The organism is Cohnella terricola (genome assembly GCF_007786475.1).
Lineage (GTDB): Bacteria > Bacillota > Bacilli > Paenibacillales > Paenibacillaceae > Cohnella > Cohnella terricola.
On the sequence record NZ_VNJJ01000024.1, the window covers coordinates 17784 to 43756 of the forward strand.

Annotated in this window: 15 protein-coding genes; 2 read left to right on the forward strand and 13 right to left on the reverse strand. The window is 49.4% G+C overall.

What is annotated here, in order from left to right; translation table 11 throughout:
* Nucleotides 1-42: 42 nt before the first annotated feature.
* From FPZ45_RS23935 to FPZ45_RS23945, 3 genes are all read right to left on the reverse strand, one after another.
* Nucleotides 43-2679: a glycoside hydrolase family 3 protein gene (locus FPZ45_RS23935; RefSeq protein ID WP_144707185.1), complete on the reverse strand. Its 2637-nt coding sequence runs from the start codon at nt 2677-2679 to the stop codon at nt 43-45.
* 96 nt (nt 2680-2775) lie between these two features.
* The gene (locus FPZ45_RS23940; protein WP_186438542.1) at nt 2776-3606 is read right to left on the reverse strand and encodes an AraC family transcriptional regulator; all 831 of its coding nucleotides are present in this window, start codon (nt 3604-3606) and stop codon (nt 2776-2778) included.
* Between the two features lie 159 nt (nt 3607-3765).
* The gene (locus FPZ45_RS23945; RefSeq protein ID WP_144707187.1) at nt 3766-6876 is read right to left on the reverse strand and encodes an alpha-mannosidase; all 3111 of its coding nucleotides are present in this window, start codon (nt 6874-6876) and stop codon (nt 3766-3768) included.
* A 367-nt stretch (nt 6877-7243) separates the two neighbouring features.
* On the opposite strand from FPZ45_RS23945, the gene FPZ45_RS23950 reads away from it, so the two are divergent.
* Entirely contained in the window at nt 7244-8356 is a 1113-nt protein-coding gene (locus tag FPZ45_RS23950; protein WP_186438543.1) for a GntR family transcriptional regulator, read from the forward strand.
* A gap of 110 nt (nt 8357-8466) precedes the next feature.
* On the opposite strand, the gene FPZ45_RS23955 is transcribed toward FPZ45_RS23950, so the two are convergent.
* From FPZ45_RS23955 to FPZ45_RS23980, 6 genes are all read right to left on the reverse strand, one after another.
* Nucleotides 8467-10188 carry an extracellular solute-binding protein gene (locus FPZ45_RS23955; protein ID WP_144707189.1) on the reverse strand — a complete coding sequence of 574 codons (1722 nt, stop codon included), beginning with the start codon at nt 10186-10188 and terminating at the stop codon, nt 8467-8469.
* Nucleotides 10189-10247: 59 nt separating this feature from the next.
* Nucleotides 10248-11147, reverse strand: a complete 900-nt coding sequence (locus FPZ45_RS23960; protein WP_246120570.1) for a carbohydrate ABC transporter permease — start codon at nt 11145-11147, stop codon at nt 10248-10250.
* Between the two features lie 24 nt (nt 11148-11171).
* Complete coding sequence (locus tag FPZ45_RS23965) at nt 11172-12095, reverse strand: ABC transporter permease (RefSeq protein ID WP_246120571.1); 924 nt, start codon at nt 12093-12095, stop codon at nt 11172-11174.
* 662 nt (nt 12096-12757) lie between these two features.
* Nucleotides 12758-13366: a hypothetical protein gene (locus tag FPZ45_RS23970; RefSeq protein ID WP_144707191.1), complete on the reverse strand. Its 609-nt coding sequence runs from the start codon at nt 13364-13366 to the stop codon at nt 12758-12760.
* A gap of 90 nt (nt 13367-13456) precedes the next feature.
* Nucleotides 13457-13963, reverse strand: coding sequence for a hypothetical protein (locus tag FPZ45_RS23975; RefSeq protein ID WP_144707192.1), 507 nt, complete (start codon nt 13961-13963; stop codon nt 13457-13459).
* Between the two features lie 121 nt (nt 13964-14084).
* Nucleotides 14085-14594 (reverse strand): DedA family protein, encoded by a 510-nt coding sequence (locus tag FPZ45_RS23980; protein WP_144707199.1) that lies wholly within the window; start codon nt 14592-14594, stop codon nt 14085-14087.
* Between the two features lie 233 nt (nt 14595-14827).
* Here FPZ45_RS23980 and FPZ45_RS23985 point away from each other — a divergent pair, with 233 nt between their 5' ends.
* Complete coding sequence (locus tag FPZ45_RS23985; protein ID WP_144707193.1) at nt 14828-16849, forward strand: serine hydrolase domain-containing protein; 2022 nt, start codon at nt 14828-14830, stop codon at nt 16847-16849.
* A 97-nt stretch (nt 16850-16946) separates the two neighbouring features.
* Here the strand turns inward: FPZ45_RS23985 and FPZ45_RS23990 are convergent, their stop codons facing one another.
* From FPZ45_RS23990 to FPZ45_RS24005, 4 genes are all read right to left on the reverse strand, one after another.
* Nucleotides 16947-18746, reverse strand: coding sequence for a helix-turn-helix transcriptional regulator (locus tag FPZ45_RS23990; protein ID WP_186438544.1), 1800 nt, complete (start codon nt 18744-18746; stop codon nt 16947-16949).
* A 112-nt stretch (nt 18747-18858) separates the two neighbouring features.
* Nucleotides 18859-19446 carry a sensor domain-containing protein gene (locus FPZ45_RS23995; protein ID WP_144707200.1) on the reverse strand — a complete coding sequence of 196 codons (588 nt, stop codon included), beginning with the start codon at nt 19444-19446 and terminating at the stop codon, nt 18859-18861.
* 204 nt (nt 19447-19650) lie between these two features.
* The gene (locus FPZ45_RS24000) at nt 19651-24261 is read right to left on the reverse strand and encodes an SdrD B-like domain-containing protein (protein WP_144707195.1); all 4611 of its coding nucleotides are present in this window, start codon (nt 24259-24261) and stop codon (nt 19651-19653) included.
* Nucleotides 24262-24980: 719 nt separating this feature from the next.
* On the reverse strand, nt 24981-25862 hold the full coding sequence (locus FPZ45_RS24005; protein ID WP_144707196.1) for an NAD-dependent epimerase/dehydratase family protein: 882 nt from the start codon (nt 25860-25862) through the stop codon (nt 24981-24983).
* Between the last annotated feature and the right edge of the window lie 111 nt (nt 25863-25973).

A 25973-nucleotide genomic window follows, 5' to 3' on the forward strand; every position in this document is an offset into this window, starting at 1 on the left:
CCCGGTCAGTCTTCTTGCTGAGTCTTTCTTGGCGGCCAGCCCTCAGATAAGGTCGAAGTCTTGCGATACGGCGATCTTGACTGAGCTCGAACCGATCATGACCCGGAATACGCCGGGCTCGACGACCCACTGCAAATCCCGGCCGAGGAGCCGCAAATCTTTGCCTGTCAAGCCAAAAGAAACGGTTGTCTTCTCGCCGGCTTTCAGACGGATGCGCTTGAATGCGCGCAAATCTTTGTCCGGCCGCGCGATCGAACTGACCAGGTCGCCGACATATAGCTGTACGACTTCGTCGCCATCGCGGCCACCCGTGTTCGTCACATCGACCGACACCCGGATTTCGGGGTCCGGCAATCCCTGCGCAACGTCGACCCGCAAGCCGTCGTAGTCGAACGTCGTATAGCTGAGCCCGTGTCCGAACGCGTAAAGCGGAACGTTGTCGCCTTCGACGTAAAAGCGGGAGCCGCCTCGTCTGCGGTTGTAGTAGACCGGAATTTGGCCAAGCGTCCGCGGGAACGAAATCGGCAGACGACCCGCCGGATTGTAGTCGCCGAACAGCACTTCGGCCATCGCGTCGCCGCCCCGCTCGCCGGGATACCAGGCTTCGATGATAGCGGGAATATGGTCCGCCTCCCAGCCCATCGTAATCGGGCGGCCGTTCTGGAGTACGAGCACGACCGGCGTGCCGGTCTCGTATACCGCCTTCAACAGTTCGAGCTGCCGGCCCGGCAAGTCGAGGCTAGAACGGTCGACGCCTTCTCCGCATGTACGGCGGTCATCGCCGAGCGCGACGATAGCTACGTCCGAACGGCGCGCCAGCTCGACCGCCTCCCGGATGCTGGCTGTCTCGTGATTCCACCCCAGCATAATGGACACTCCGTTCGTGTCCTTGCAGTATTCGAGACGAATATCGTAGCTGCGTCCCGCTTCCAGATGGACGGGTACGATCGCTTTCGCGCTCTTGTCCTTGCCCCAGCCGTCGACAATCAGCTCGCCGTCCAGCCACAGCCGCATGCTATCCGCACTGACCGTGCCGATATTGCCGCTCACGTCATGCGTCGGCACAAGCTTACCCGTCCAGCGAACGGAAAAGTGGAAAGACGGAACGCGCTGATCCGGCTTTGCGATTACCCAGTTGAAGTCGATCGACGGGTCGAGACGCGTCAACACCGGCTCGCCGGCCAGCTCCGGGTTATCGAAGTATTCACCTTGCAGCCCGGCGTTGCCGAATCCGTCGACGAAGCTGCCGATCGGGATAGCATCCAGCTCGTTTTCGAGAATACCCGTCCCTTTGGCGTACGACACCGTCGTCCCCGCCGATACGCTATTGCGGATGCCCTGCAGCAGCGTCACCGGCTCGAACCCTTCGATATACGGCGTATAGTCGCCAAGACGCGCGACGTTCGCGCTCGGTCCGATGACCGCGATATGCCGCAGCGATTTGCTCAGCGGAAGCGTGCCGGCTTCGTTTTTCAGCAGCACGATGCCTTCGCGGGCCGCCTCGAGCGCGACATCGCCGTGTGCAGCGCTGCGCACGACGCGTCCGGACAGCGTCGGATCGATGTACGGCTTCTCGAACAGGCCGAGCATGAACTTGACGCGCAACACGCGGGAAACGGCTACGTCCACGGTTGCTTCCGCGATCTCTCCGCTTTCCACCATCTGAATGATCGCGTTCTGATAGACGTCGTGCGGGTAATCGTAATATTGCATGTCGCAGCCCGCCTCGAGCGCTTGACGAATCGCATCCCGCTCCGTCCCCGCCGTGAAATGCGAACGCTGCAGGCGCGAGATCGCGCCGAGGTCCGAGCGCACGAAGCCCGGCATGTTCCACTTGCCTCTCAGCACGCCGGTAAGCAAGCTTTCGTCGGACGCGCAAGGTACGCCGTCTATCGAGTTGTAGGAGCACATCGCGTTAACTGCGCCGCCCTCGACGAAAGCGTCTTCAAATATCGGCATATAATACGTCTCGATCTCGTTGATCCCAAGCGACGTCGCCGACTGGTTCAAGCCGCTCTCGGGCACGCCGTGTACGGCGAAATGCTTCGGCTCGGCAATGATCGTATGATCTGTGGCGAGCGATTCGCCCTGCAGACCTTTGACCATGGCGACGCCCATCCGTCCGACCAGATGCGTGTCTTCGCCATACGTCTCCTCGACGCGGCCCCAACGCGGCTCACGGGCAAGATCAAGCACCGGACCAAAGCTCTCGTGAATGCCGAAGCTTCTCGTCTCGGCGGCGATCGCTTTGCCGATTGACTCCGCGACGGCCGGATTCCAAGAGGATGCAGTCGTAATCGCATGCGGGAAAACGGTGCAGCCCGGACGGGTCAGCCCGTGAAGCGCTTCCTCGCTAAACAGCATCGGAATGCCGAGTCGGGTACGCTCGACGGCGTAACGCTGCAGCTCGTTGTTCACTTCGGACGTACCGTACAGGTCGTGAATGCAGCCGATGCCGTCATCGCCGATCGCTTCCTTCACTTTGTCCCACTCGATCGTCGCGTCGTTCGCCATGACGGTGTCCATATGCGGATGCTGGGCGCTCATGAACGACGTGCCGAAATATTGATCCAGTTGGCGTACTTTTTCCTTGATGGTCATGCGGCCCAGCAAATCCGTGATTCGCTCTTCAACGGGCGCTTGCGGGTTGCGATACAATGCTGACTTCTCCTCTGACATGGGCGAAGACCTCCCCTTACGGTTATATGATTCGGAACTATCTCTACTATAAAAAAGAACCCCCGACAGTTCCTGTCAGAGGTTGCGAACGACCCGTCATTTTTTGTTGCGGAACTGCGAGGGGGTCAAGCCGCTTACTTTTTTGAAGACGCGGTTAAACGTCTCGATGCTGTTAAAGCCCGCTTGAAAAGCGATATCCGTCACGGATTCCCCGTGGCTGCTCTGCAGCAGCGACATCGCGACGTTCGCACGGAATTCGTTGACGTAGTCCACGAATCCGGCACCCGTCGCTTCCTTGAAGAAACGGGAAAAATACGTCGAACTGAAGCCCGCCAAGTTCGCGGCTTGCTGAAGCGTAATATCAGAAGCGTAGTCCCTTTCGATGTACGCCATCACATTGCGCAGCCGTTCCAGCTGTTCAAGCTGCCGGGTCCGTTCCTGCTGCGAGAATGCCTCCATCGGCACAGAGCGAATAATGGCAGCGCCCAGGTCGTGAATGCGGGCTTTGATGATGAGCTCGAACCCATCGCCGCCTTCGCCCCACTCGTGCAAAATGGCACAGATGATCGGCTCGAGCTTCCCGTGCAGCTCGTCTTCCGGGGTAAGCAGCGGCGACGAGAACCGGCGGCCGAAGACGCCTTCGGAATAGTCTCCGAAGACGGACCTGCCGATCTGGAGAATGATTTTGCCGCAGCCTGCCGGATTCGGGTAGAAGCGGTGAACGGCGCAAGAGCTGATCAGCAGTATATCCCGGCTCTTCAGGGCGTACGTATCGTCATTGATGGCGATGTTCATATGGCCTTCGAGAATGTGGACGATCTCGATTTCCTCGTGCCAGTGCGAAGGCGTGCCGGCCTCCTCGTGGCCGACGATAATTTTGTGCGGATTGTTCGTCTTCAGCGCGATTTTCTCATGCCAAGGGTTCACGGCGGTAGTCTCCCCACGGTCGGCGTCGTTGTCCCCAGTGTAGCCTATTTGCGGACAGGTCACAAGAAACGGGCATCGCGGCCGGCATCGATTGAGGGAATACATCGGTAAGATGACCTTCATCCCACGTGAACGTACTGTTTGTCCGCGAAAGTTGAGTTAGTAAGTAACCTTCACGGTTTTGATTTCGAACGGCCGGAAGACGAGTTCGGCCTCGCTCTTTCCGCCCAGCGACTCGATTCGTTCCTCCAGCATGTTGGTGATTTCCTCCGCTTTGGCCTGGCCGCCAAGGATCAGTTTCGTACGTGTATACGTCCCTTCCGCCTCGTATAAACGAAGGATGAACGCACGCTCTGCGTCCTCGCATGGCTTGATCGCTTCGATCAGCACATTGTCGGCGTCGACGCGCGCAAATTGCTTCCCGTCGACTTGGCCTTCGACGACAATCGGCCGGACGTTTAACTCATAAGCCGGGTGGATGACCGAAGTGGCGCCGAAACCCTCGTCATGCGGATAGAAAGAATAAGTGCATGCGTGAACGCCCTTGTCTCCCCTGAAATCGGGACGCACGCCGCCTTTATGCAGGGTCAGCCGCATTTCGCCGTCCTGTACGGAAATGCCGTATTTGCAGTCGTTGAGCATCGCGACGCCGTAGCGATTCTCCGACAGATCGCTGTATTTGTGGTTGACCACCTCGAACATGGCCTTCTCTTCGTTCGTATTCCGCGTCGTCGGACGGCGGAGATATCCGAACTGCACCTCCTGGCGGGCAAAATCGGTCAGGATCGACGTGCTGAACGCCGTTTTCAGCAAACGGTGATCGTCCTGCCAATCCATAACCGTCTCGAACCGCACTTCCGGGCTCGACGCGAAGAAAATCATGTCCTGCCGTAGAGTCGAGCGCGATGACAGCCGGTATTCGCTGCGGATGCGGAATTCGGCCGCGCCGTCGGCAACGACTCGGCGGGACAGCAGCTTGGCGGAAGGAGCCAGCTTCATCTCGATGTCGGCATCGATGTCCCAGCTGTCCCATGCCTGCGGAACATCTTCGGCCATCAGGAACGTATTCAGCGGATGTCCGGCGCCGCGGAGCTCCCGCCCGTTTCTTTGATCCACGAACGAGGCGATATAGCCCTCTTCATCAAAAGTCACTTGGGCGAAAGGCGTTTGCAGTGTATTCCCTACGTATACGAACGGAGAAGCTCCTGACGGCTTGCCTGGAACCAGCTTCAGAGAAACCGCCGACAGCGCCGGGACGGTCAGGCCGGATAGCGCGAGCATGTGTTTGCCGTCCAGATCCTCGATCGCCTGCTGCACATAGTCGCCTTCGACCGTCCAATCGCCGTCGACAGGCAGATAGACCGTATCCGCGCGGTCAAAAGACAGCGTATTGATCACGGACAACGTGTGGGCCTCCGGACGAGCGGTGATCCGCTCGTGCAGCAGCTTGCTTCCCACTTGCAGCAACTCGGTCATTTCCTCAATGGCCTGGTCATGCGCCTTCGGAATGGAGGTGCCGGGCAGCGTGTCATGAAATTGGTTCACGAGCAGCGTTTCCATGAGCGGGCGAATGCCTTCGTCGGATGCGATGCGGCCTGCCTGTACGGCTTCGCGGACCGTAACGTACTCCAGATCACGCAGCAGGAATTCTGCTTTGCGGTTATTGCGTTTGATGTTGTGCTGGTTCGTCAGCGTTCCGCGATGCAACTGCAAATACAGTTCACCGGTATGCGTGGACGGATTCACGATCGACTGCTCGAGTTTGCGCATGAATTCCCCGGCTGTGATGTGGGCCGAGCGCGGTACGCCTTCCAAATCTTTAACCCGGCGGGCCATCTCGATCATTTCGAACTGCGGACCGCCGCCGCCGTCGCCGAAACCGTACGAGATCAGCCGCATGTTGTTCACGGTTTTCTCGCGGATCGGATCGCGGCTGTGTTTGCCGTCCACGACGTAGTCGATCAGGCTGGCCGCGTCGGGCCACACATGCGTTCTGTTGAAGTGGGTGAGAACCTGCGTTCCGTCGATACCTTTCCAGTAAAAAGTCTCATACGGAAAGTCGGTGGTGTCGTTCCAACCCAGCTTGGTCGTCAGAAAATAGTCGACGCCGCAGCCCTTCATGATTTGCGGAATAGCCGCACTGTATCCGAACGTGTCCGGAAGCCAGAACGCGTTGGAGGTGTAATTGAAATATTTTTGCGTGTAGCGCTGTCCCCACAGAAACTGACGGATCATCGATTCCCCCGAGGTCAGATTGCAGTCGCATTCCACCCACACCGCGCCATTCGGCTCGTACCGTCCTTCCTTGACCATTTGCTGGATATCCTCGAACAAGGCCGGATAATGCTTGCGGATCATTTCGGTGTGGTAGGTGGAGCTTTGGATGAACTTGTATTCGGGATAGCGCTGCATGAGGCTGATCTGGTTGGAATACGTGCGCGCGCACTTCTTGATCGTTTCATCCCGGTGCCACAGCCAGGCCGTATCCATATGCGAGTGCCCGATCAAGCCGGCGAATGGTGCAGACGCGGAATTGGTGGCCTTGAGCACTTCCTTCAGATAAGGGCTCGCTTTACGCAGCGCGGCGAAAAAGTCCTCCGATTCGACCGCATCGTACGAATAGTAGAGCACTTTATGCACTTCCGTTAACGCATTCACGACCTCGGCCCGCCGGAAGCTGTTCGCATCCAATTCGGCGGCAAGCTGGTTCAGCGTTTTCAAATCAAAATAGAAATCGGCGGCCTCCTCGTTCATCAGGCAGATTTGAACGCCGCCGTATTCATAGTCGAAACTGCGCATTCCGAGTTCTTCGAACGGCATACAGCCCTTAACGTAGTGCCCAGCGTAATATTCGAGCGCGATATCGATCGTCTCGCCCTCTGCAACATTTTGCTTAAGCAGATCGCAATAGTGGTTGCCGTGTCCCGTCACGACGATTTTACTGGCAAAGGTGCCGAAAGGCTTGCCGTTCACCCACAACATCGCTTCATATCCGCCGATTTTCGGCATGATGTATAGTGTTTTGCCGGCATATCGCGAAGGAACCGTGTAAGCCCCCTTAAACCAACAATATGTTGCTTCACCTTGATAATGGTCCCCGGGTAGGCATTCCTCGAACTTGTTATCGTCCGGGATGTCGTGCCACTGCCGGTCGGTATGGAATTTGCGCATTGCAATCTGGTCGATCGTTTCGAACATCAAAGGCTCCAGCGTCGTTTCAAACCGCGTCAATTTGCTAAGCATGCGGTCGATCTGCTTTGAATTCAGCATGATAATTTTATCCTCCTGCAAGGAATAATAATGTATGGTATATTTGGTATATCATATTATTTCATTTTACCAGTCAAAATGCAATGTATTTTATTGTTTTATACTGAAATAAAATGGGGCAGGATCTGCTATACATGTCCATAAAATTCGCAGTCGATTCCCTAGCTCCTCAACGTCCGGGCGCTGTTTAACGAGCCCTAGACGATTAGTCAGGTTCACGGATCCGGGTTGATATCCCTCCCTCAGATTTCCCATATTATACTTATATACACATGATCAACAGTATGCATAAAGCTGACGAAATGGTATACTTAAGATGTTGCAAAGATTTGATGCACTAGACAAATAAATGAAATCGGAGATACACATGCCGAAAAATACAGCCAAATTATTATATCAAATCATAAAAGATGACATTCTCGCACGGATCGAGAATCAACAATTCTCCTACGACGAACCCATCTGTACGGAGAGGAGTCTGTCAGAGCAATACAACGTCAGCCGCATTACTTCCAAGCGGGCTATTGACGATCTCGAAAATGAGGGAGTGCTTTACCGCAAACGCGGGGTAGGCAGTTTTGTTCGCCGCCCGGATTCTGGAGAATCCTCCTCCCCCAGCGAGGCCCATTCCGTGAAAGTTCGGACGGGGGGCAAAACCGTGCCCCTGATTTTTCCGTTCGCCCTCTTTCAGGGGGGGATCTTCCGCATCGTCGAAGCGGCGACCGAAAGGCTCAAGGACAAGGACTATCATCTCGCCGTCCACATCTGCGAACCTGATGACCAAAAAATGAGAAGCTTATTAAATCATCTGTATTCGCAACATGTCGAAACTCTGATTTGGTACCCGATGGGGAAAGAAATGTATCTCGATATTTTGAAAAAATTTGCGGATGACGGAACACGCGTCATCATTCTTGATAAACCGCACGATATCGAGTTTCTGAGCAACGTAGTTTGCGATAATTTCGGGGGGAGTTATCAGCTAACCAGCCACCTGATCGACTACGGCCATCGCAACATTGCTTATCTATCAAGGTCCTCCCTTGGCGAAGTGACAAGCTTGTCCGATCGCTTCAAAGGCTTCTCGCAGTGCATGAAGGACCGCGGTCTCGAGGTCAATCCCGAGTTTCTGAATATCGGCTTGAGTCCCGATTACCATATGCTCAAGCATGTCGTCAACAGTCTTTACAAATCGGGGGTTACCGCGATCGAATGCGAAAATGACGTGGTCGCCTTCAACGTCTACATGTGCTGTAGGAGCCTGTCCATCCAGGTTCCGACACAGATCAACATCACCGGGTTCGACAATATTGATTGGGCAGTAACCGGCAGTGCGCAAATTACGACGGTGGATCAAAATTTTGCCGCCATTGGCGAGGCGATAGCCGATCTTATTCTGAGCGGCATTCCAACTCCCGTATCCAAAATGGTACCCGTACGCCTCGTGCCAAGGACATCAACCGGTCCGGCGAACGGCTGACGGAAGCCAGGACAGTGAATGAACAAGGTTCGAAAAAACCAGCTCTTGCCGCCGAAACATCTCGGCGATAAGAGCTGGTTCTTTTTTTAGCGGAAGATCGATCTGAGTGATTATTTTGAATACTCAGCCGCTAACTCCACCGCTTTGTTATACTCATCCGTATACCATTTCACAAAGTCGTTGATCCCGATTTTATTCGCATCGGAGACCATTGCCTCTTTTAATGAATTAAACTTGGCATCGTCTTTGGCAAGGACCATTTTCCAGGAGTTGTTCTTGATGACATCCCCGATTCTTGATGAAAGAACGACCATATCGTCCGACAAGGTCGGATATGTTGCTACCTCTTCCGTTATTGTTTTGTCTGCGTTCTTTGTGAGGTAGGCATTCATATCAAAAGCTCCAAAATCGGCTTCCCATTCGAGTCTGAGTTTGGTATCTGCAGGAGCATAAGGCGATTTATCCCAGAATTCATTCCCTACCGCAGCACCGTCAACCGGATCAATGCTGGAACCCCAAAAGGCTTGTGCATTTAGCGGTGAAGCGCCTTTCGAATAGGTCTTACCGTCAGCAAAGATTTCGTCCGGATGCTGCTGCATATCGTAGTATTTTTGAGTCAAAACAGGCTTGCCATTTGCATCGATATCCCACGTAACACCCTTAGGACCGCTTGTAGTCGTGCGTGCGCCGTCGAAAGAATAATTCCAGTTGACAAATTCCATTGCTTTTTCAATATTTTTGGACGACGAACTTACGGCAACCGTCCACGGAATACCTACCGGCTGTAAAGCCGTACGCGTCCTAGTGTAACCAAACGGAATCGGCCTAAATCCAATACCTTGATTTTGTTTTTCTATTGTGGAGAAGTCATTGGTGCCCCATCCGTCAAGAGCAAACAGTACTCTACCCGCAGTTGTTTTTCCAACGGCATCATTAAAACGCTGCGTAATGGAGTCAGGATCAAGCAGACCCATTTGATTTGCTTTATTGAGGAAACGCAAGAAGTTCATGTAGGCGCTGTCATCACTAAGTATGGACACAACCTTGGACTTCCCGTTGTCGTTTTGAATTTCAATCAAAGATCTTTCATCGGGAATTTTGCTGCCCATATAAGGCGCTGCGAACATCCCCATTGTCATATAGGATTGGTCCCAATCCTTCCAGATGGATAAGCCATAAACTTTCTGTCCGTCAGCATTCGTTGGTTCCGCATCCTGCATCTTCTTCAAAACAGCAAGCAGGTCATCCAAAGTATCGATTTTCGGAGCGCCAACTTTTTTATACAGATCATACCGAATATACGGTCCAGTGTCTCCCTTTGATTCAGGATCTGTTTTAATTTTTACACCTACTCCATAAGCTTTTCCCTTTCCTCCGCTTAAGTTGTCTGCGTAATATTTCAATGAAGTTGCTGCATTTGCATAAAGATTCGGAACAAGGTCTTTATAGTCGTCGTATGCAGCAAGCATATTAGCGTCTACTGCATTTTGCACCTGCTTATAATCCTTGAATACAACGATATCCGGAAGACTTCCGCTTGCCATCAATGCTTGCAGTTTCTGTTCTCCCTGATCGCCGGTAGGCAAAAAGTTCAGTGTTATTCCTGTAGCTTTTTTAACCTCCTCTGCCCACCAACCAGTCGCTATGCCCGATTGATTACCCGGCAAACTTAACACCGTAAGCTCTACATTTTCCTTAGAACCGCCTGAACTTGTTGGGCTTGCGCTGGGCGAACCCGAACTTTCGGCATTATTTGGTGCAGTTCCATTGCAAGCTGCCAAGCTTGTCAGCATAACAGTTGCAAGTAAAAATACCAAAACTTTTTTACGCATAAATCTAGTACCCCCAAATTTTATATTTGTATTTCCCAAAAAGGGAATTACATGCCTAGTTATCCTTTCACTGCCCCAAGCATAATACCGTTAACAAAGTACTTCTGTAGGAATGGATAGACACATAAAATGGGTATAACGACGACCATCGATATCGTCATTTTTACGCCTGTCGGCGTTAAAACCGTCGCAAGACTTACCTGTGAACCGGACGCCGCCGCTTGTCTCAGCGAGTCCGCCAACGCATTTGACTCATTCAAATACTGATATAACATATATTGTAAGGAGTAGTATTTGGGATCCGTCATTAAAAACAGAGTATCGGTAAATGAATTCCACTGGCCTACTGCGGAAAACACAGCCAGGGTGGCAACAATCGGTTTGGACAGCGGCATAATCAGGCGTACATATTTTGTAATATATCCCGCTCCATCCATTTCCGCAGATTCTTCCAAAGACGGGGGAATGCTCTCAACATAGGTTTTAAACAATATTAGCGAAAACGGCGCTACAATAGCCGGTATGATATAAGCTAAAAAGTTATTTAAGAGACCCAGGTTTTTCATATTGATATACCACGGTATGATCCCCGCATTAAAATACATAGTAATCAGTACGAAACGGTACCAAAACTTGCGTTTCCAGAATTCAGATTTACTAAAGGCATATCCTAGAAACGTCGTGCCAATCAAAGTCAACGCCGTTCCCAAAACAGTCCTTCCGACTGAAACTACAACCGAATTGAACAATCCATCGATTTTAAGTATCTGAATATAGTTCTCAAAATGAATTCCTTTTGGAAGCCAAACGATAAGACCTTTTGTTACTAAAGTGTTATCGCTGATCGTATTGATAAACAGATAATAAAACGGTATCACACAGGTAAGAGTAAATAACGTCAGCATTATATAGTTGATGGAATTAAAAATATAATCGCTCGTTGTTAATTTGTATTTCAAAAAACTCACTTCTTTCAATTAGAATTAGATGACAGATTCCCCTCTTGTTATCTTCGATAGGAAATTTGCAAAGAATAGCAGTATTACGCTGACTACTGATTTCAGCATACCGACCGCCGTAGCGAAGGAGTAATCATACCCCACCATTCCTTGATTGTAGACATAAAGGTCCAGAACTTCGATGTCATCTTTATTCATGGCATTCTGAAACACAAAATATTGTTCCATTCCGTTATTCAGCAAATTACCGATCGACAGCAATAAAAGAACGAAAAACGTTGGCAGCAGACCTGGAACCGTAATATGCCAAATCATTTGCAATCTGCCTGCTCCGTCAATCTTGGCTGCTTCATACTGTTCGCTATCAATATTGGTCAATGCGGCAATATAGATAATCGCGCTCCAACCTAGACCTTTCCATATTCCGTAACCCAACATGGAAAGCCATACATGATTGCTGGATGCCAGAAAATTAATGCCTTCCTCCGAAGATCCGGAATTTATCAATATTCTGTTTATAAGGCCGTCACTGGTAGAAAACATCGCAAAGGCAATGGAATAAACCAAAACCCAGCTAATGAAATTGGGAATTGTTACCAGAGTCTGAATTGTTTTTCTGAACCGTAGTATTTTTATTTCCGAAAGGAGTATTGCAAATATCAGTGGAAACACAGAAGTCACAATTCCCAAGAAACTCATTCCGAGAGTATTTTTCATGACGCGTAAAATATTGGTCACAGCGTAATGATCTGTAAACATCATTTGAAAATTCCGAAAACCGACAAATTCAGTGGAAAACAAATCTCTTCCCGCTTTGTAATCAAAAAAACTATAAATCCATCCATAGAGTGGCAAGTAAGAAAATACAAACACCAATATCAGTAGCGGCAAAACCATAAGAAACAATCTGAAACCCTGTTGATTCAATAGCTTTTTTGCACCAACCATTTTCATACCTCCAATTGCTTATTCAAAAATGCCTACTCTCAATATGCTATAAGACAAAGGTATAACATTCAAATATCATACCAGCGTCTTGTACTTGTCTCTATCATTTTTCATGAAAGTGCTGACAGCGTTTTCATTTTTTCGAGAATTATTCAAAATCACTCAATTGATTCCATGTTATTTTTGTAACATCCATTTGTTATATTATGATATAGATTTTTAGCGTTATTTGTCAATAGGTTGAACTATAATTTCGTAATTAAACGATATATCATATTTCATTTTTCTCATTATTTCGCATAATACCACATTTTCGCAATGATATTATTATATCATTTATTCAAATTTCGATTCATTTAGTATACCATTCATGGTGCATACTACAAATCGAGTATTGCCGAATACTTTGTCACATAAATACACCCCATTTGTTAGATGTTGTCTAACAAATGGGGTGTATTTCAGAATGCCAATACCTATTCGATCGTTTTTATTCAGAACGTATGTACGTCGCGTATCGCCTCGCTTCTTCCGAGAGATGAAGATCCGAGCTGTCGGAGACGCCAAACGAGATGAATTCAGGCAAGTATATCCCATTGCATCGCTTCAGCGTAGATCGAATCGGCCTTAGCAATTCGCTGATCGGGTACCAGTTGTAGCCGTCAGGACGGTAACCCTCCTCCGAGCCTGTAATTCCCTATCCGATTCCATAATTCAAGCTGTTCATCCCACGTTTTTGTCACGTCTCCATCCACCCAGCGGCTCATGACGATGTTCGTGTGAGGCCTAATCGACCATGACTTCAGCGGCGCCGAATATTGGCCGGCCTCAACAATGGAGATGATGCATGTATCCGTCAACAGAATAACCGCCGTATGGCCATCCGGCGAAAGCACGGCGTCACGGGCATCCGGATAAGAGGCGGTCAGCATTGCCCAATCGGGTTTTTCGCCTCTCTCATCGGCTGGAACGAAAGACAAGGCATTAAGTTCCCCTCCGAACAACGACACATTCCCTCCCTGGAGTGAATAGGACCCATTAATGTGTGCCTTCCATTCCCCCTTCTCGTGCTGAATGCTCCATAAAGTGCCGTCTACGTCCAATTTCCTAAATGAACTGACTTCGTCCTTCTTCCATTCTTGGGTCAGCTCGTTCACCTTAGTTTGATATTCTAATGTCCCTAGAATTTCCTGAAGCCGCAAACCTTTCTTCTCATAAACCTCTCCATAAGCATAACCCTTATTCGTATTCAGTTGGTTCGGCTTGAACACTCGTTCAGCCCAATTGTAAGCCGGCGCATTACCCGCCCAAAATACACCCAGACTCGCGACGGAAACACCAATTTGGCCCGTATAGGTTACTTACTCGGTGATTTCCGTATGCTCCTCAGTATGCTCATCGATGATCAAGCCCAACTGCTGTTTCTCGTTGCCAAGTTTCTCGTAACGAATGTACCTTATACGGTCCTCCGGCGTACGATACTCGAACGCGCGAAGCGCCTCAATCCCTCTACCGGAAGCAGAAGGCCATACAAGAGCTTGAGGGAATAGTAACCCGGAGGGCTTATCTTGCACAGAACGAAACCATATCGTGTCATAGACAGGCTCGGGGACATTCGGGTCTTCGCCATCGGAACGCAGACCGATCAAGAGACCTTTACTGCCGAACGCCTCAGAGATCTGAGCGATAGGGAGTATGGGCGCAGTTGCTTCGTCAACTGACAACGGCGGCGGCTGCACTTGTCCGCTTGCGGCATCTATGCCCAACGGCTGGTTTGTTGACGAGCCTTCGGCTCCATTCTCGTTGTCAGCTGTGAAGCCGCAGAGTGCAGCTACTAGAACAGTAATGAAAAGCAAGTTTCTTGTCATTTATCACGGTCTCCTCTCCCTTCCGCACAATATTTTGACGATTGCCTTTATACATTAGTCGCATTTTTCAATTCCTCCGGTCAGTGACTTGCGTACGTCGGACGATGAGACACGAATTTTTTCAAGAGAAAAACAGCTTCATAATAGAACCATGAAGCCCTAAAAAATACCCAATTGAAATAAAAATCGCAGACCAGATCAGGGCTCCCAAACCCGAGTAGAGTATATATTTCCGTGGGTTCATGCCGCTCATCCCCGCCAGATAACAAGTCAGATGGCGGAGCCCTGGAATGTAGTAGCCGATGCATATCGCCCAAGGGCCATAACGCTCGAACCAGCGATCTGTTTTCTCAATCCTATTGGCCGTGAGCCTGACCCATTTTCCATACTTCCACAGCAACGGCTTGCCGAACTTCCGCCCTAGGGCGTAACTGCAAAGCATGCCACTCATAGCCCCGAGGACGCTGATCACAAGGGATACCGGAAAATAAAGCAGCCCAATTGATGAAAGATAGCCAACAATCGTCATAAGGACCTCATCAGGCACAGGCAAACCAATAATGCCAAGCGCAAGGCATAGGAAGATGCCAATGTAACCGTACTGGATAACGATATCTTGTATGAAAGCGATGATGTTCACACTCCAGTTCTAATGACTTTGGGCAGGGAAGACTGTCTCGCCCTTTCAGGTAGCTTAATGCCTCCTTTGTCAATAAACCTAGTGCCGAACTGTCACATGACGCTTTCAAAGCGGCTCGATGTCATGGATGACGAAATGCAACTTGTTGGTGTGACAACTCCTTTGCCATACTGGGCTCAGCCGATTGTTAAACGGCAAATCCAATGGACAAGGAGACATCATTTATGAAGAAATGGACTCGCAAGAAACTCGCACTTCTACTATTAACTGTTGCGCTATTAACTGCTACGGCCATTACCGCCGTTACCGCTTATATGCGACCAGGGAACGCACCTAATACCCCTCAGGCTTCCGCGCCAGTTGCATCTGAGGAGGCCGGCCCGGACGGGCCGCGGGACGCCAAGGAACTGGAGGCCTTTGCAGATGGCATTTTTGCGGACGCGATGAAGAAGTATAATACGGTTGGTTCCAATTTTGCGGTCGTATCGAATGGGAAAGTGCTGCTAAGCAAAGGATACGGTTATGCCGACAGGGAAAATAAAATTCCGGTAGACAGCAGCACCGTATTCCAGATTGGTTCTGTGACGAAGCAGTTCACGGCATTGGCAGCTATGCAGCTGGTCGATAAGGGAAAGATTGATTTGCATCACGATATCCAGGAGTACCTGGGAGGGATGAAGGTACCGAATACAACAGGGAAAAAACTGACGATGTACGATCTGCTTACGTATACCAGCGGCTTTGACAAGCCGGATATCCTCTCGGGATCGAAGCCGGAATATGTGAAGCAATTCTACCCGATGAAGGAGGCTCTCGAAGCGAATATGCCGACTGTTGTCCGGACTCCGGGGGAAGCGTACACCTACGATAATTTTGGGTTCACACTGGCGGGATACGCGGTAGGGGAAGTAGCGGGCACGTCATACGCCCAGTATATGGAGGACAATATTTTCAAGCCGTTAGGCATGAACTCGACGAATGTGCGGTTTAAACCCGAACTGCTGGGCAGAATGGCTGCCCATTATGATCCTAAAGGCAAGCTAATCCCCTTGGAGGGATTCATACCAACCGATCGGCCTAGCGGCGGCATGGTATCAAACGCAGATGACATGGTGAAGTATCTTATGATGCATCTGAACAACGGAACGTATGAAGGCAAAGAAATCTTAAGTCCCGAAAGCATCAAGCAAATGCACACCTACCAGGTGTTCCCTGACAAAGATTACCCTGTCACAACCATCGGATTCGAAGGCTACTTCACAGAGAAGATGAATGGTCATCATGTGGTTATCAAAGGGGGAAATGTGACCGGGCATTCTTCCTTGATTGTTCTTCTGCCGGAGGAAAATACAGCGTTCTACATGTCCTACAATAACGACTCCATGATGAGTCTCGACGTGTATGAGGCATTTATGAATCATTATTTTCCGAGAAAAGAAGCGGCTCCACAGCCATCCTACTCGGAAATCAGTGAGCAGCAGGCGAAGGACTACACGGGATTGTACCAAAACACGCGACTTGGATCTATGAGGTCCCACGTTTCCTATTCTGACGGAAAATTGGTTATAGAGACAGGAGATCTGGGCAAGAGTACGCTGAAAATGATCCATCCTTTACTCTTTGAGGATGAAGCCGGCAATAAACTAGCCTTTCAAAAAAATGGGGCAGGCCAAATCACCTATTTCTATTACATGACGCTTCCGCACTACGTGGGTTATGCACAAAAAGTAGATACGAATGCGCCATTCACTGATGTACCGGCGGACAGCAAGTATGCGTCTTATATTCATAATCTCTATGCTTTAAAGATCATGGACGGAAAGTCAGCTACCCTCTTCGATCCGAATGAAACGTTAACTCAGGGTGAGTTCTCGGAGTTGCTGCTACACGCCCATGGCTGGGAAAGCATGCCTTATACGATTGAAGGAAACAAGAAGCAGATGTTATCCGGATTGCCTAATTATAAGCCTGATTCTCCTGTCACCAGAGAGATGGCGGCACTTATGATCCAAAACCTGAGACAAGCTGAGCCTGGAACCAAGGTTACATTGAGTGGCGAAACGGATGCTTGGGCAGTTGAAGCCATTACAACCCTTGTATCCCAAGGCATCATGGACCCGGACACCGGGATCAATTCGGACGGTTCCATCGACTTCCGTTCCAAGCAGCTGCTGAAGCGGCAGGAAGCGAGTGCCTTATTGGATCTGGCATTTGATTACTACACGTTGCCAATTTTGAAAAAGTAAAAATCGGCCTTTAAAATCTAAATGGCGGGTGTTCGATCATACGAAGTAAAATGACTCCGTAAGTCGGCACCCGCCACCATGATAAATTACTTAGGGGTTATTCCAGAAGCCCAGCCTCCCTGGCTTTTTCCACCGCTTCCTCCCGGTTGCGGACCCCCAGCTTCATATAAGCCGATGACGCATAGTTTCGAACCGTACCATCGGATAAATACAATTTGGAAGCAATGCTTTTGTATCGCAGCCCTTTGGACACGTACTGTAAAATCTCAAGCTCCCGAGGCGTTAACTCATAAGCCATTGAATCTTTGATTGGCGAAGGATCATCCTCACTATTGTCCGCTTCCAATTGGGCAAACAATTTGTGCGACATGCCCTGATCGATTAGCGTGCCCCCGCGGTAGACGGTGCGTATCGTTTCGGCCAACTCTAATGGCTGTATGGACTTCAACAAGTATCCGTCCGCCCCGCTTCGCATCGCCTCCAGAGCCTTGCTGGTATCCTCGAACGTGGTGAGAATCAGAACACGGATATGGGGCCACGTTTCTTTTATCGCACGGGTTGCAGAGATTCCATCCCTATTCGGCATTTCCACATCCATAAGCACCAGCTGCGGCTGAACCTGCCTGCATAGCTCGATCGCTTGCTCGCCATCTTCTGCCGTTCCGACAACCTGCAAATCCTGCTGTTCCTCCAGAAGAGCCCGCAGGCTTTCACGGATAAAGGGCTGGTCATCGACGACCAACAGGCGAATGACTTCATCCTTAAGCTCCGTTTGTCTGGGCAGCGTACAGGTAACGAGAGTGCCTTCTCCCGGCTCCGTATAGACGGACACATGGCCTTGCAAATTCATCGCCCGCTCCTTCATGGCGCTCAAGCCGAAGCCCTCCCTCCCATGCTCCATCCCGCGGCCGTTATCTTGAATTTCCAGTCTCGTCTGCTGAGGCTCGAATTGCACGGAAACCTTAATCTCTGTCGCGTGTCCATGACGCACGGCATTCGTCAACGACTCTTGCAAGCAGCGGTAAAGTGCTGTCTTCGCTTGCTTCATTACAGGGTATTCCTCCCCGTAGGCATGGAAACGAACCGTCACCTTGGCATGCTCCTGAAACTCCTCCGCCAGCTTCCTCAAGGACTGAAGCAGCGGGAGCGCCTCATGTGGCGATTCGATCTGATGCACGTAACCTCTGACCTCCTCCATATTTTGGCGGGCCAGGTTCAATAGGGAATCGAGACTTTCCGTTCCTTTATCCGTTGCCAGCTCGGGACGCAACGTTTCCAATCCCATAATAAGCGAAGTATAGGCATGACCGACGGTATCATGAAGCTCTTTGGACAGCCGGTTCCGCTCTTCGGCAAGCGTGATGCGCTCGATCTGGGACAGGTACTGCTCCAGCACCGCATTTTGCTCGCGGATAATTTCGCCTTGACGATAATTGTGCACGAGTAATTGGAAGGAGAATCCGAAGACATACGCCAACCCGATGTGAACGGCCATGACCCAGTATTCACTCTGCTCTGCAAGCAGCTTGATTATGGCGGGCAGGAGCAATATGGATACAGGCCCTGACCAGAGATAGGCCCTTTGCACGCTGTGGGCAGCAATTAAAAAGGCATACAGCAGGAATGCAAAGTAGGCTTGCGGAAAAAAGGAAGCCAGATACAAGATCAACCCGCCCGAAATCACGATTTCGGTAAACAGGTAGTATTTATAGTCGAACTGCAAGCAAAGCCATGGAACGGAAAAAGCAAGCAGCTGCCACAGCACAAGGACCACAATCGGCAGCGTGAAATATTGTTGCTGCTCTACGGTCGTAAACGCGAGAGAAATGCTGATTATCAGGCGGATTATGAACATGAGCCAGTCGTACCAGAACCATTTTTTGACCATATCGAACAAAACCATCAACCCCTAATGACTTTCAGTATGACATTACGTAACTAGTATTGAGTAAACAGCTCTAGGGTAAACTACCATCCGACGACCTACAAGGCGAAGCCGGGCATGTTGTCTACCGGTTCACATGCTTGATCATCAGACGCGTGTAGCCGCCTATCAAGCGCGCCAAGCGGCCCGAAAGCCTGTAGCTCACCAGCATCAATACGACCCCTGTGGCTGACATCATCACGGCTTTGGCAACCGTATCTACTGACGCCCCCATAAAGGAAAGGCTGATAAACGGATAGAAGAACGGGACCGCAATCAATACAAGCGGCGCCGCGTAGAGCAAGGCCGCACCGATCAGACTTAAAATTCCTATGGGAAATTTCAACAGAAGCCAGCCAATAGCGATCCAGTTGCGACGGTTCAGCAGCTCTTTTTTCGCTTGAAGCCAGTTGGACATATCCGAGTTGACGGGTTTAACGCAAGGCTCGGTGGTAATGTCTGTATAGATCTTAGTCTGTACTCGTTCAAATTGCAGGAAGGCGGTCGTCGTCCGCAAAACGTGAGTCAGGAGAGGAACGCCGACGACGGTAAACGAAAGGCACAAGCCCAATGTAAAAGCGACCAGATAAAAGCTGAAGTAAAACAATCCGGTGACAAAAGAAAGCAGCAGGAAATAGCCGTTTTGAACAAAGCTAACGACGGTTCTGGCCATCAAAGAGCCCACATCCTTTGCAAGTAGTAGACGTAGTCTACGGCTCTTGATGTCAAATCCGCCAGTGTCATAATGTCATGTGACACAAAAACCCGACGGCTGACAACAGCACACTTTTTGAGGCTGCATGTTGACTTCGGCTCATAAAAAAATACAGAGCAACGGCATTCGTCTAGCCGTGCTCTGTATTCTAATACTTCTTTATTAAAATAACCCCGAGCTCTCCAGCAATTTCTTCGCCTCAGGATGAAGCCTTAATACATTCAAGAGCAACGTCACCGCTTCTGCGCGTGTGATTTTCCCCTTAGGATCAAAGATACCCCCTGGCTTCCCTTTCACGATCCCAACTTCTGCGGCAGTCTGAACCTCATTTCTCGCATAGGCGCCTGCAGCTGACAGATCGCTAAGTTGTTCGTTAGCGGCAACTTTATCCAACGCATCGAAATTAATCAGACGAGAGATTACGACGACGGCTTCCTCGCGGCTAATTCCTTGATTAGGCATGAAGCTGCCGTTGCTATAGCCTTGGACGATGCCCGCACCTGATAGCTTGACGATGTCTTGCTTGGCCCAGTGATTGCTAATGTCGTTAAAAACCGCCGTTTGTTGGCTGCTTCCGGTAAAATCGATCATCCGAGAGAGTATTGCCACGAATTCTCCGCGCGTAATTTCCTCATTCGGCGCAAATTTGCCATTGCTATATCCTTTTACAAGCCCTAATTGTACAAACGTCTGAATCGTGTTTTGCGCCCAATGTCCTTGGAGATCAGTCAGCTCTATCCGCTCGTTCGATTGATTCGCTTGCGCGATTCTCGCTTTCAAATTCGCAAGGAAAGAATATCTATCTACAATAGCCTTAAAAATCTCCTTCGACGGATTCGGATTTTGTTCCGGTTCAGGTGTCGGTGGCGTCGGTGGTGTCAGTGGCGTCGGTGGCGTACTGCCCCCTTGCTGCGGTACGGATTTTATAGATAAGCCTGCATCAACCGTCGCTGTTTCGCCAGGAAGCAAAGTCAACAGATCGGAGGTACCATCGGCATTCATATCGGAATCGATCGTTCGATCTGCTCCTTCGTGCTTAAGAGTCGGCTGATGGGTTGCAGTTGGATAAATAAACTTCACATAATATTTTCCGTGTAATAAATCGTCAAACGCATATTTGCCCTTCACGCCCGACTGATCGGCAGTTGTCGTCTGATCGATCTTCTGGCCATGTTCATCATACAACTCAACTACTATTCCATTGATCCCTTCTTCGTTCGTATCCTGAATGCCGTTGCGATTGGCATCCAGCCAGACGCGGCCTGCTACAGATACCGACGGTAGTTGAATGATGCCTGCATCAACCGTCGCTGTTTCGCCAGGAAGCAAAGTCAACAGATCGGAGGTACCATCGGCATTCATATCGGAATCGATCGTTCGATCTGCTCCTTCGTGCTTAAGAGTCGGCTGATGGGTTGCAGTTGGATAAATAAACTTTACATAATATTTTCCGTGTAATAAATCGTCAAACGCATATTTGCCCTTCACGCCCGACTGATCGGCAGTTGTCGTCTGATCGATCTTCTGGTCATGTTCATCATACAACTCAACTACTATTCCGTTGATCCCTTCTTCGTTCGTATCCTGAATTCCGTTGCGATTGGCATCCAGCCAGACACGGCCTGCTACAGATACCGACGGTAGTTGAATGATGCCTGCATTAATCGTGAAGTTCTCTTCCCCTTGCGCCAGCGATAACACCGATGTCCTCCCGGTTGCTGGATCGACAGCGGAATCTATCGTCGGATTACCGTCTGCATTTTGCACCGTAAATTCGTATCCAGCCGACGGCAAGACAAATTCAACTATATAGTTGCCTGGATTTAATTTGTCGAATTCATAGTGTCCGGATCGGCCGCTATTTGTTGCGGTTGTCGTTGTTGCCAGGAGCCCGCCAGACCCACCGTATAGACGCACTCTTACGCCATTCAACCCTGACTCTCCCGCATCCTGCAGCCCGTTCTCATTCGCATCAATCCATACAAAGCCGCCGATCTTCCCTTTTTTAAGCACGACTCCAACATCAAGGTTAAGGTAATTATCCCCGGCTCCCAAGGTAATGAGATCTGAGTTCACTGCCTCGTACTGAGAACCTGTAAAGACCACCCTGTATGACCCTGGATCCAGATTCGGAAATAAGTATGCGCCGGGCATACCCGAAAAATCATTGGCGGTAACCGTTTCTGCCAGCTTGGTGCCGATTGCGTCATACAATTCGACGGTAACGCCATTCATCCCCGTCTCTATGTCGTCAAAAAGCCCATTCTCGTTCAAATCCAGCCAAACGAAATCTCCGATCGAAGCTTTCGGCGAGCTCTGAAGGCTCATTCCGACCTTATTAGGCTCAGCCGGCAACATCCACTGTCCAGAATCGTATTTCACTCGATAAGCAAAAGAGTTCCAAGCGGTCTCGCCGCCGGTCGGCGCCCCGACAGGCGCTCTCATCGCCCATTCCAAGGTCGTCGTATCCAGTGGATTGATCACATAGTTGCTATCAAACACCAATTTGATGGCTTGTACCGAGGTCAGGTCAGCAGGAGGACTCTCTGTCCAGACGCCATTATCCACGCCTGTGGTCGGGTGCATCGTAATGCCAGGTGTTGTCGAGTAGTATACCTTCACATAAGCTGGCGCATTGACCACTCTCGTGAGTATTGGACCCCACTGACTTCCGCGCGAGACACTGCCGTTAAGAACAGTGGAATCGCCAATGCGCGGGAATGGATTTACGATGGCGAGCTCTTTCATTGCGACATTACCGATATTTTGGATATCCAAGCGATACAACGATTGGCCGCCGGGAGTCGTTGATCCCATCGTTTCCGACCAGCTTGTATCCAACTCCCCCTTCACCCACATTCGGGATTGAAGAGCAGCGCTTGCGGTCACGGTAATGCTGCTCTCTGCTTCAACACGGTAAGTCCCGTCCACACGTTCTGGATTACTGTAGTTAACGTCATTCAAGTAATTCGGCGATTGTACGCCAAACGTGTTCGTGATGATCTGGGCTGCTGTTCCCGGTTTGATCTTCGCTGCAAACTGAATCTTTACGTTTTCGCCGATGAGTAAACCTCCCGGGTTACTATCATCCCAGCTCCAGGTCAATTTCGTTTCACCCGAAGGTAGGGGCTCTGCTGTGAAGATGGGATCTGTGGGAGTGCCTGCTGGTTTAGTAATAGACCACGATCCAGGCACGTATTCTAGATTGGCCGGCAAAATCGTATAGATGACAGGGTTAAACAAATTTGCAGAGCTTAGCTGAGGACGATTCGTAACCGATAAGGTATAAGTCACGGATTCCGCAGGAGCTGCGCTTGTTTTACTAACGGTGTTCTGCAGCTCGAGCAGCGGACGATCAGCTACGATGGAAGTCTCGCTATTATCAGAACTTGTCTTAATTTCTCCGGCAAAAGGATTTGTAAATTTAGCCGACGAACGGATGTTCTCTCTTGAATCCATAGCTACAACAAAATCGCTAGCAAGATTATACGTAAACTCAAAGTTACTCCCTTGGCTCCAATCTATGGGTAAAGTTCCGAATCTAACCTGAATACCTTTGATATTTCCGAGTGCTGTCGCGTCATAAGTTGTGGCAGTGCTTGCACTCGTGTTACTCCAAAGCATCCACACACCCGGGTCTTCTTCTAACATATAATACAAATCATAAGTCGAAACACCTGAGAAAAGGGCTGTTTTGACCGTTTGCAGTTGCAGTCCGAGCGGTATACCCGATTTCGTATGAGTAGGTGTCATTATTTCCAATACACCACTATCCAACGCTACGTTTGCTTTGTTGGATAAGCCAGAGAGGTACAGTTTTATGGTTTGACCAGGTGATCTTTCTGGTTCGTTGGTATAGACATTAAAAGTAGTTCCCGCATGAATTGGCGCTGTTTCGAAGCCATGCGTGACACTAGAATCAATTGTAGCGGGCGTTTTACCCAGAGGCGTATAATTCATCTCCACATCTGTAGTCGCTTCAGTCGCTGTCATGGAAGCAGGATAATTGACGACAAGCTTGAAACTCATCTCAGTCTGAAGGTCGTCGCCTATTTCCCACGATACGGTATTATTAGCAGGAATGTATGTCCCACCATTGTCAGCCAGAATGAATTCTGCGCCGCCATCTAATGTTGCTGTAACGACGACATCTTTAATATCTAACAATCCTTTCCCGTTTCCACTATCAGGTTTCACGACTATTTCATAATGTACAGCGGAGCCTTTAAAAGGATCTACGGTTGGAACTATTTTCTTGATTTCAATACCCCAATGCGCGGATCCCTGGGAGGTCACCATCACCTCATTGGAGTCCATTGAAACTGGACTGCCGTTGTCAGTTGCCGTGAATACGGCTTTCGTAGTCGCCTGTGTGCCATCGGGCGTAACGTAATTCTCAAACTTCCCTTTTACAACCAGCCGACCGGCTGTACCTGGAGGCAAAACACCGTTTCTAAATGTGAAGGTTACGAGGGTACTGCCGTCAGTTCCCGAAGTCACAGTACTTGTCGTAATCGAACTGTCCGTTCTTCCCGTGTACGTTACCCCTGCCGGTACTAGCAATAAAATACTAGGATTCGTATAGTTGCCTATGGTTGAAGAGGCAGAATAGTTAATGATGTAGTTGAATTCTTCACCCGAATCAACGACTGGCTCGTTCGTAGATAAGGATATAACAAGCCCATTTACGGATGATGCGAATGTCTTTGTACCGGGAATAAAGGTTTGTGCGCATAAAATCAAAGCCAATAATAAAACCGCTATCTTCTTCAACTCGTTTCCTCCTACGCAATTATTAGCTAACTATTTCTTTGAGGCTCTAAGGTTACGGACCAATATTCGTTCCTCCCAATTATCGTACAGAATTCGACAATTGCACCCTCACTCCACCACAATTTATGTCGATTTTCTCCTACTATTTTATCATAGTAGATGGGACCACTTGGGAATTACAAAGAAAACTTTAAGTTCGCGCTTACAACAACACACTTGATGGTGAATGTTTTGACAACTACTATTATAAAATGGAAAATAAAGCCAGAAAGGCGCAGACCTGTTTTGAGGAATTAATTACATTGAGTCGATTAAGAAGCTAGCGGAAAGAACAAAAAAAGGGTCAACAGCGTCAAGTAATGCCCCAACGCCATGACCACATTTTTTCCTCCGATTAAGAACGATCCCTAACCCGAGCCGGGCAAAGAAACCCCAATATTTTCGAGATTTCGCCCTACTTGTGATATGGATCGTCGCGCAGTCTGTCATGCTAGGTTTTAGTTCTTAGAGAACTCGATTAGAGCTTAATTCCCTTCATTCTACTTGAACACTTATCCTGAATAGAAGGAAGAGGCGCATGAGTAGCGCCTCTTCACTTAGAAAATATTGAAAATGGTATGTTTCCGGAAATACGCGTACACTTCCTTGCTCCTGATCGCCTTGCCAATAGCTGCTAACAGTCTGTCGTTCGCGACCGAGCAGTTGACCGATTTCCGTTGCTAAACTGATTTCAATGCAAGCATTCTTTTTTTCGGCCTTGTCGTCATGACGGATTCGTGTCCAAGCTCCTCTTTGATTTTCTCCATAGCAAACAATGGCTTATGCTCATTCCCTGGCTGCTCATAATAGCTAAAATCAAACTCTTCAAGCCTAGCTTCCCCCAAAGCAGCACGTAATTTCGCAATAACCGGAACGTCGCAAGTAGCGTCTGGTCCGACAACATTGTAAACGCGTACACCTTTATGGTTGGAGCTTTCTAACGATTTTTCGATGGCATTAACCACATCGCTTGCAAGCACATGTGTTAATTGTGTAATTGGTAAAGATAACGCAGTATGAATGTCAACTTCTTCCGGTGACCAAGTTCCATCAGGTGCGATGCTTCCAAATCTCAAGTGGATAAAATCGGCATCCGCATATTTACGGCTGAAGTATCGCGTTAGGTCCTCCACCATGGCCTTACTTAATCCGTATGCATCCGTTGCCAAACAAGGATGATCATCAGCGATAGGGAAGCTTAAGGGAAGAAACTCTGGGTCCAGACAACCAACCGCTGCGATTGAACTAGCCATGACGAATTTTCGGCATCCACGGTCAAGCAAGTAACGGAGTAGCCTTCTTGTTCCGAGTAAGTTGACGGAAAGCCCTTCCTCCTCACTGCATCCGCCTGTAACTGCGGCGAGATGTACAACAGATGTAATCTCATACTTATCGAGCTGACGCAAATCTTCGAAGCTGTCGAACGTCCCCTTCACAAAAGGCACATCACTATTCGGTTTATTTCTAGACATACACAGAACATCATACTGCTTGGCAAGTCGCTCTATCAAACGAGCCCCCAAAAAACCACTCGCTCCAGTAATTAATATTGGAGTTGTCAAAAAAAGTGCAGTTTGAAAACACCCTCATACAGAAATCCCGTTGCTAAGCTGCTTGTGACAGCATTCTTTCGCGATAAATAGCAGGGGGCCAGCCCCCTGGATTAGAGGTGT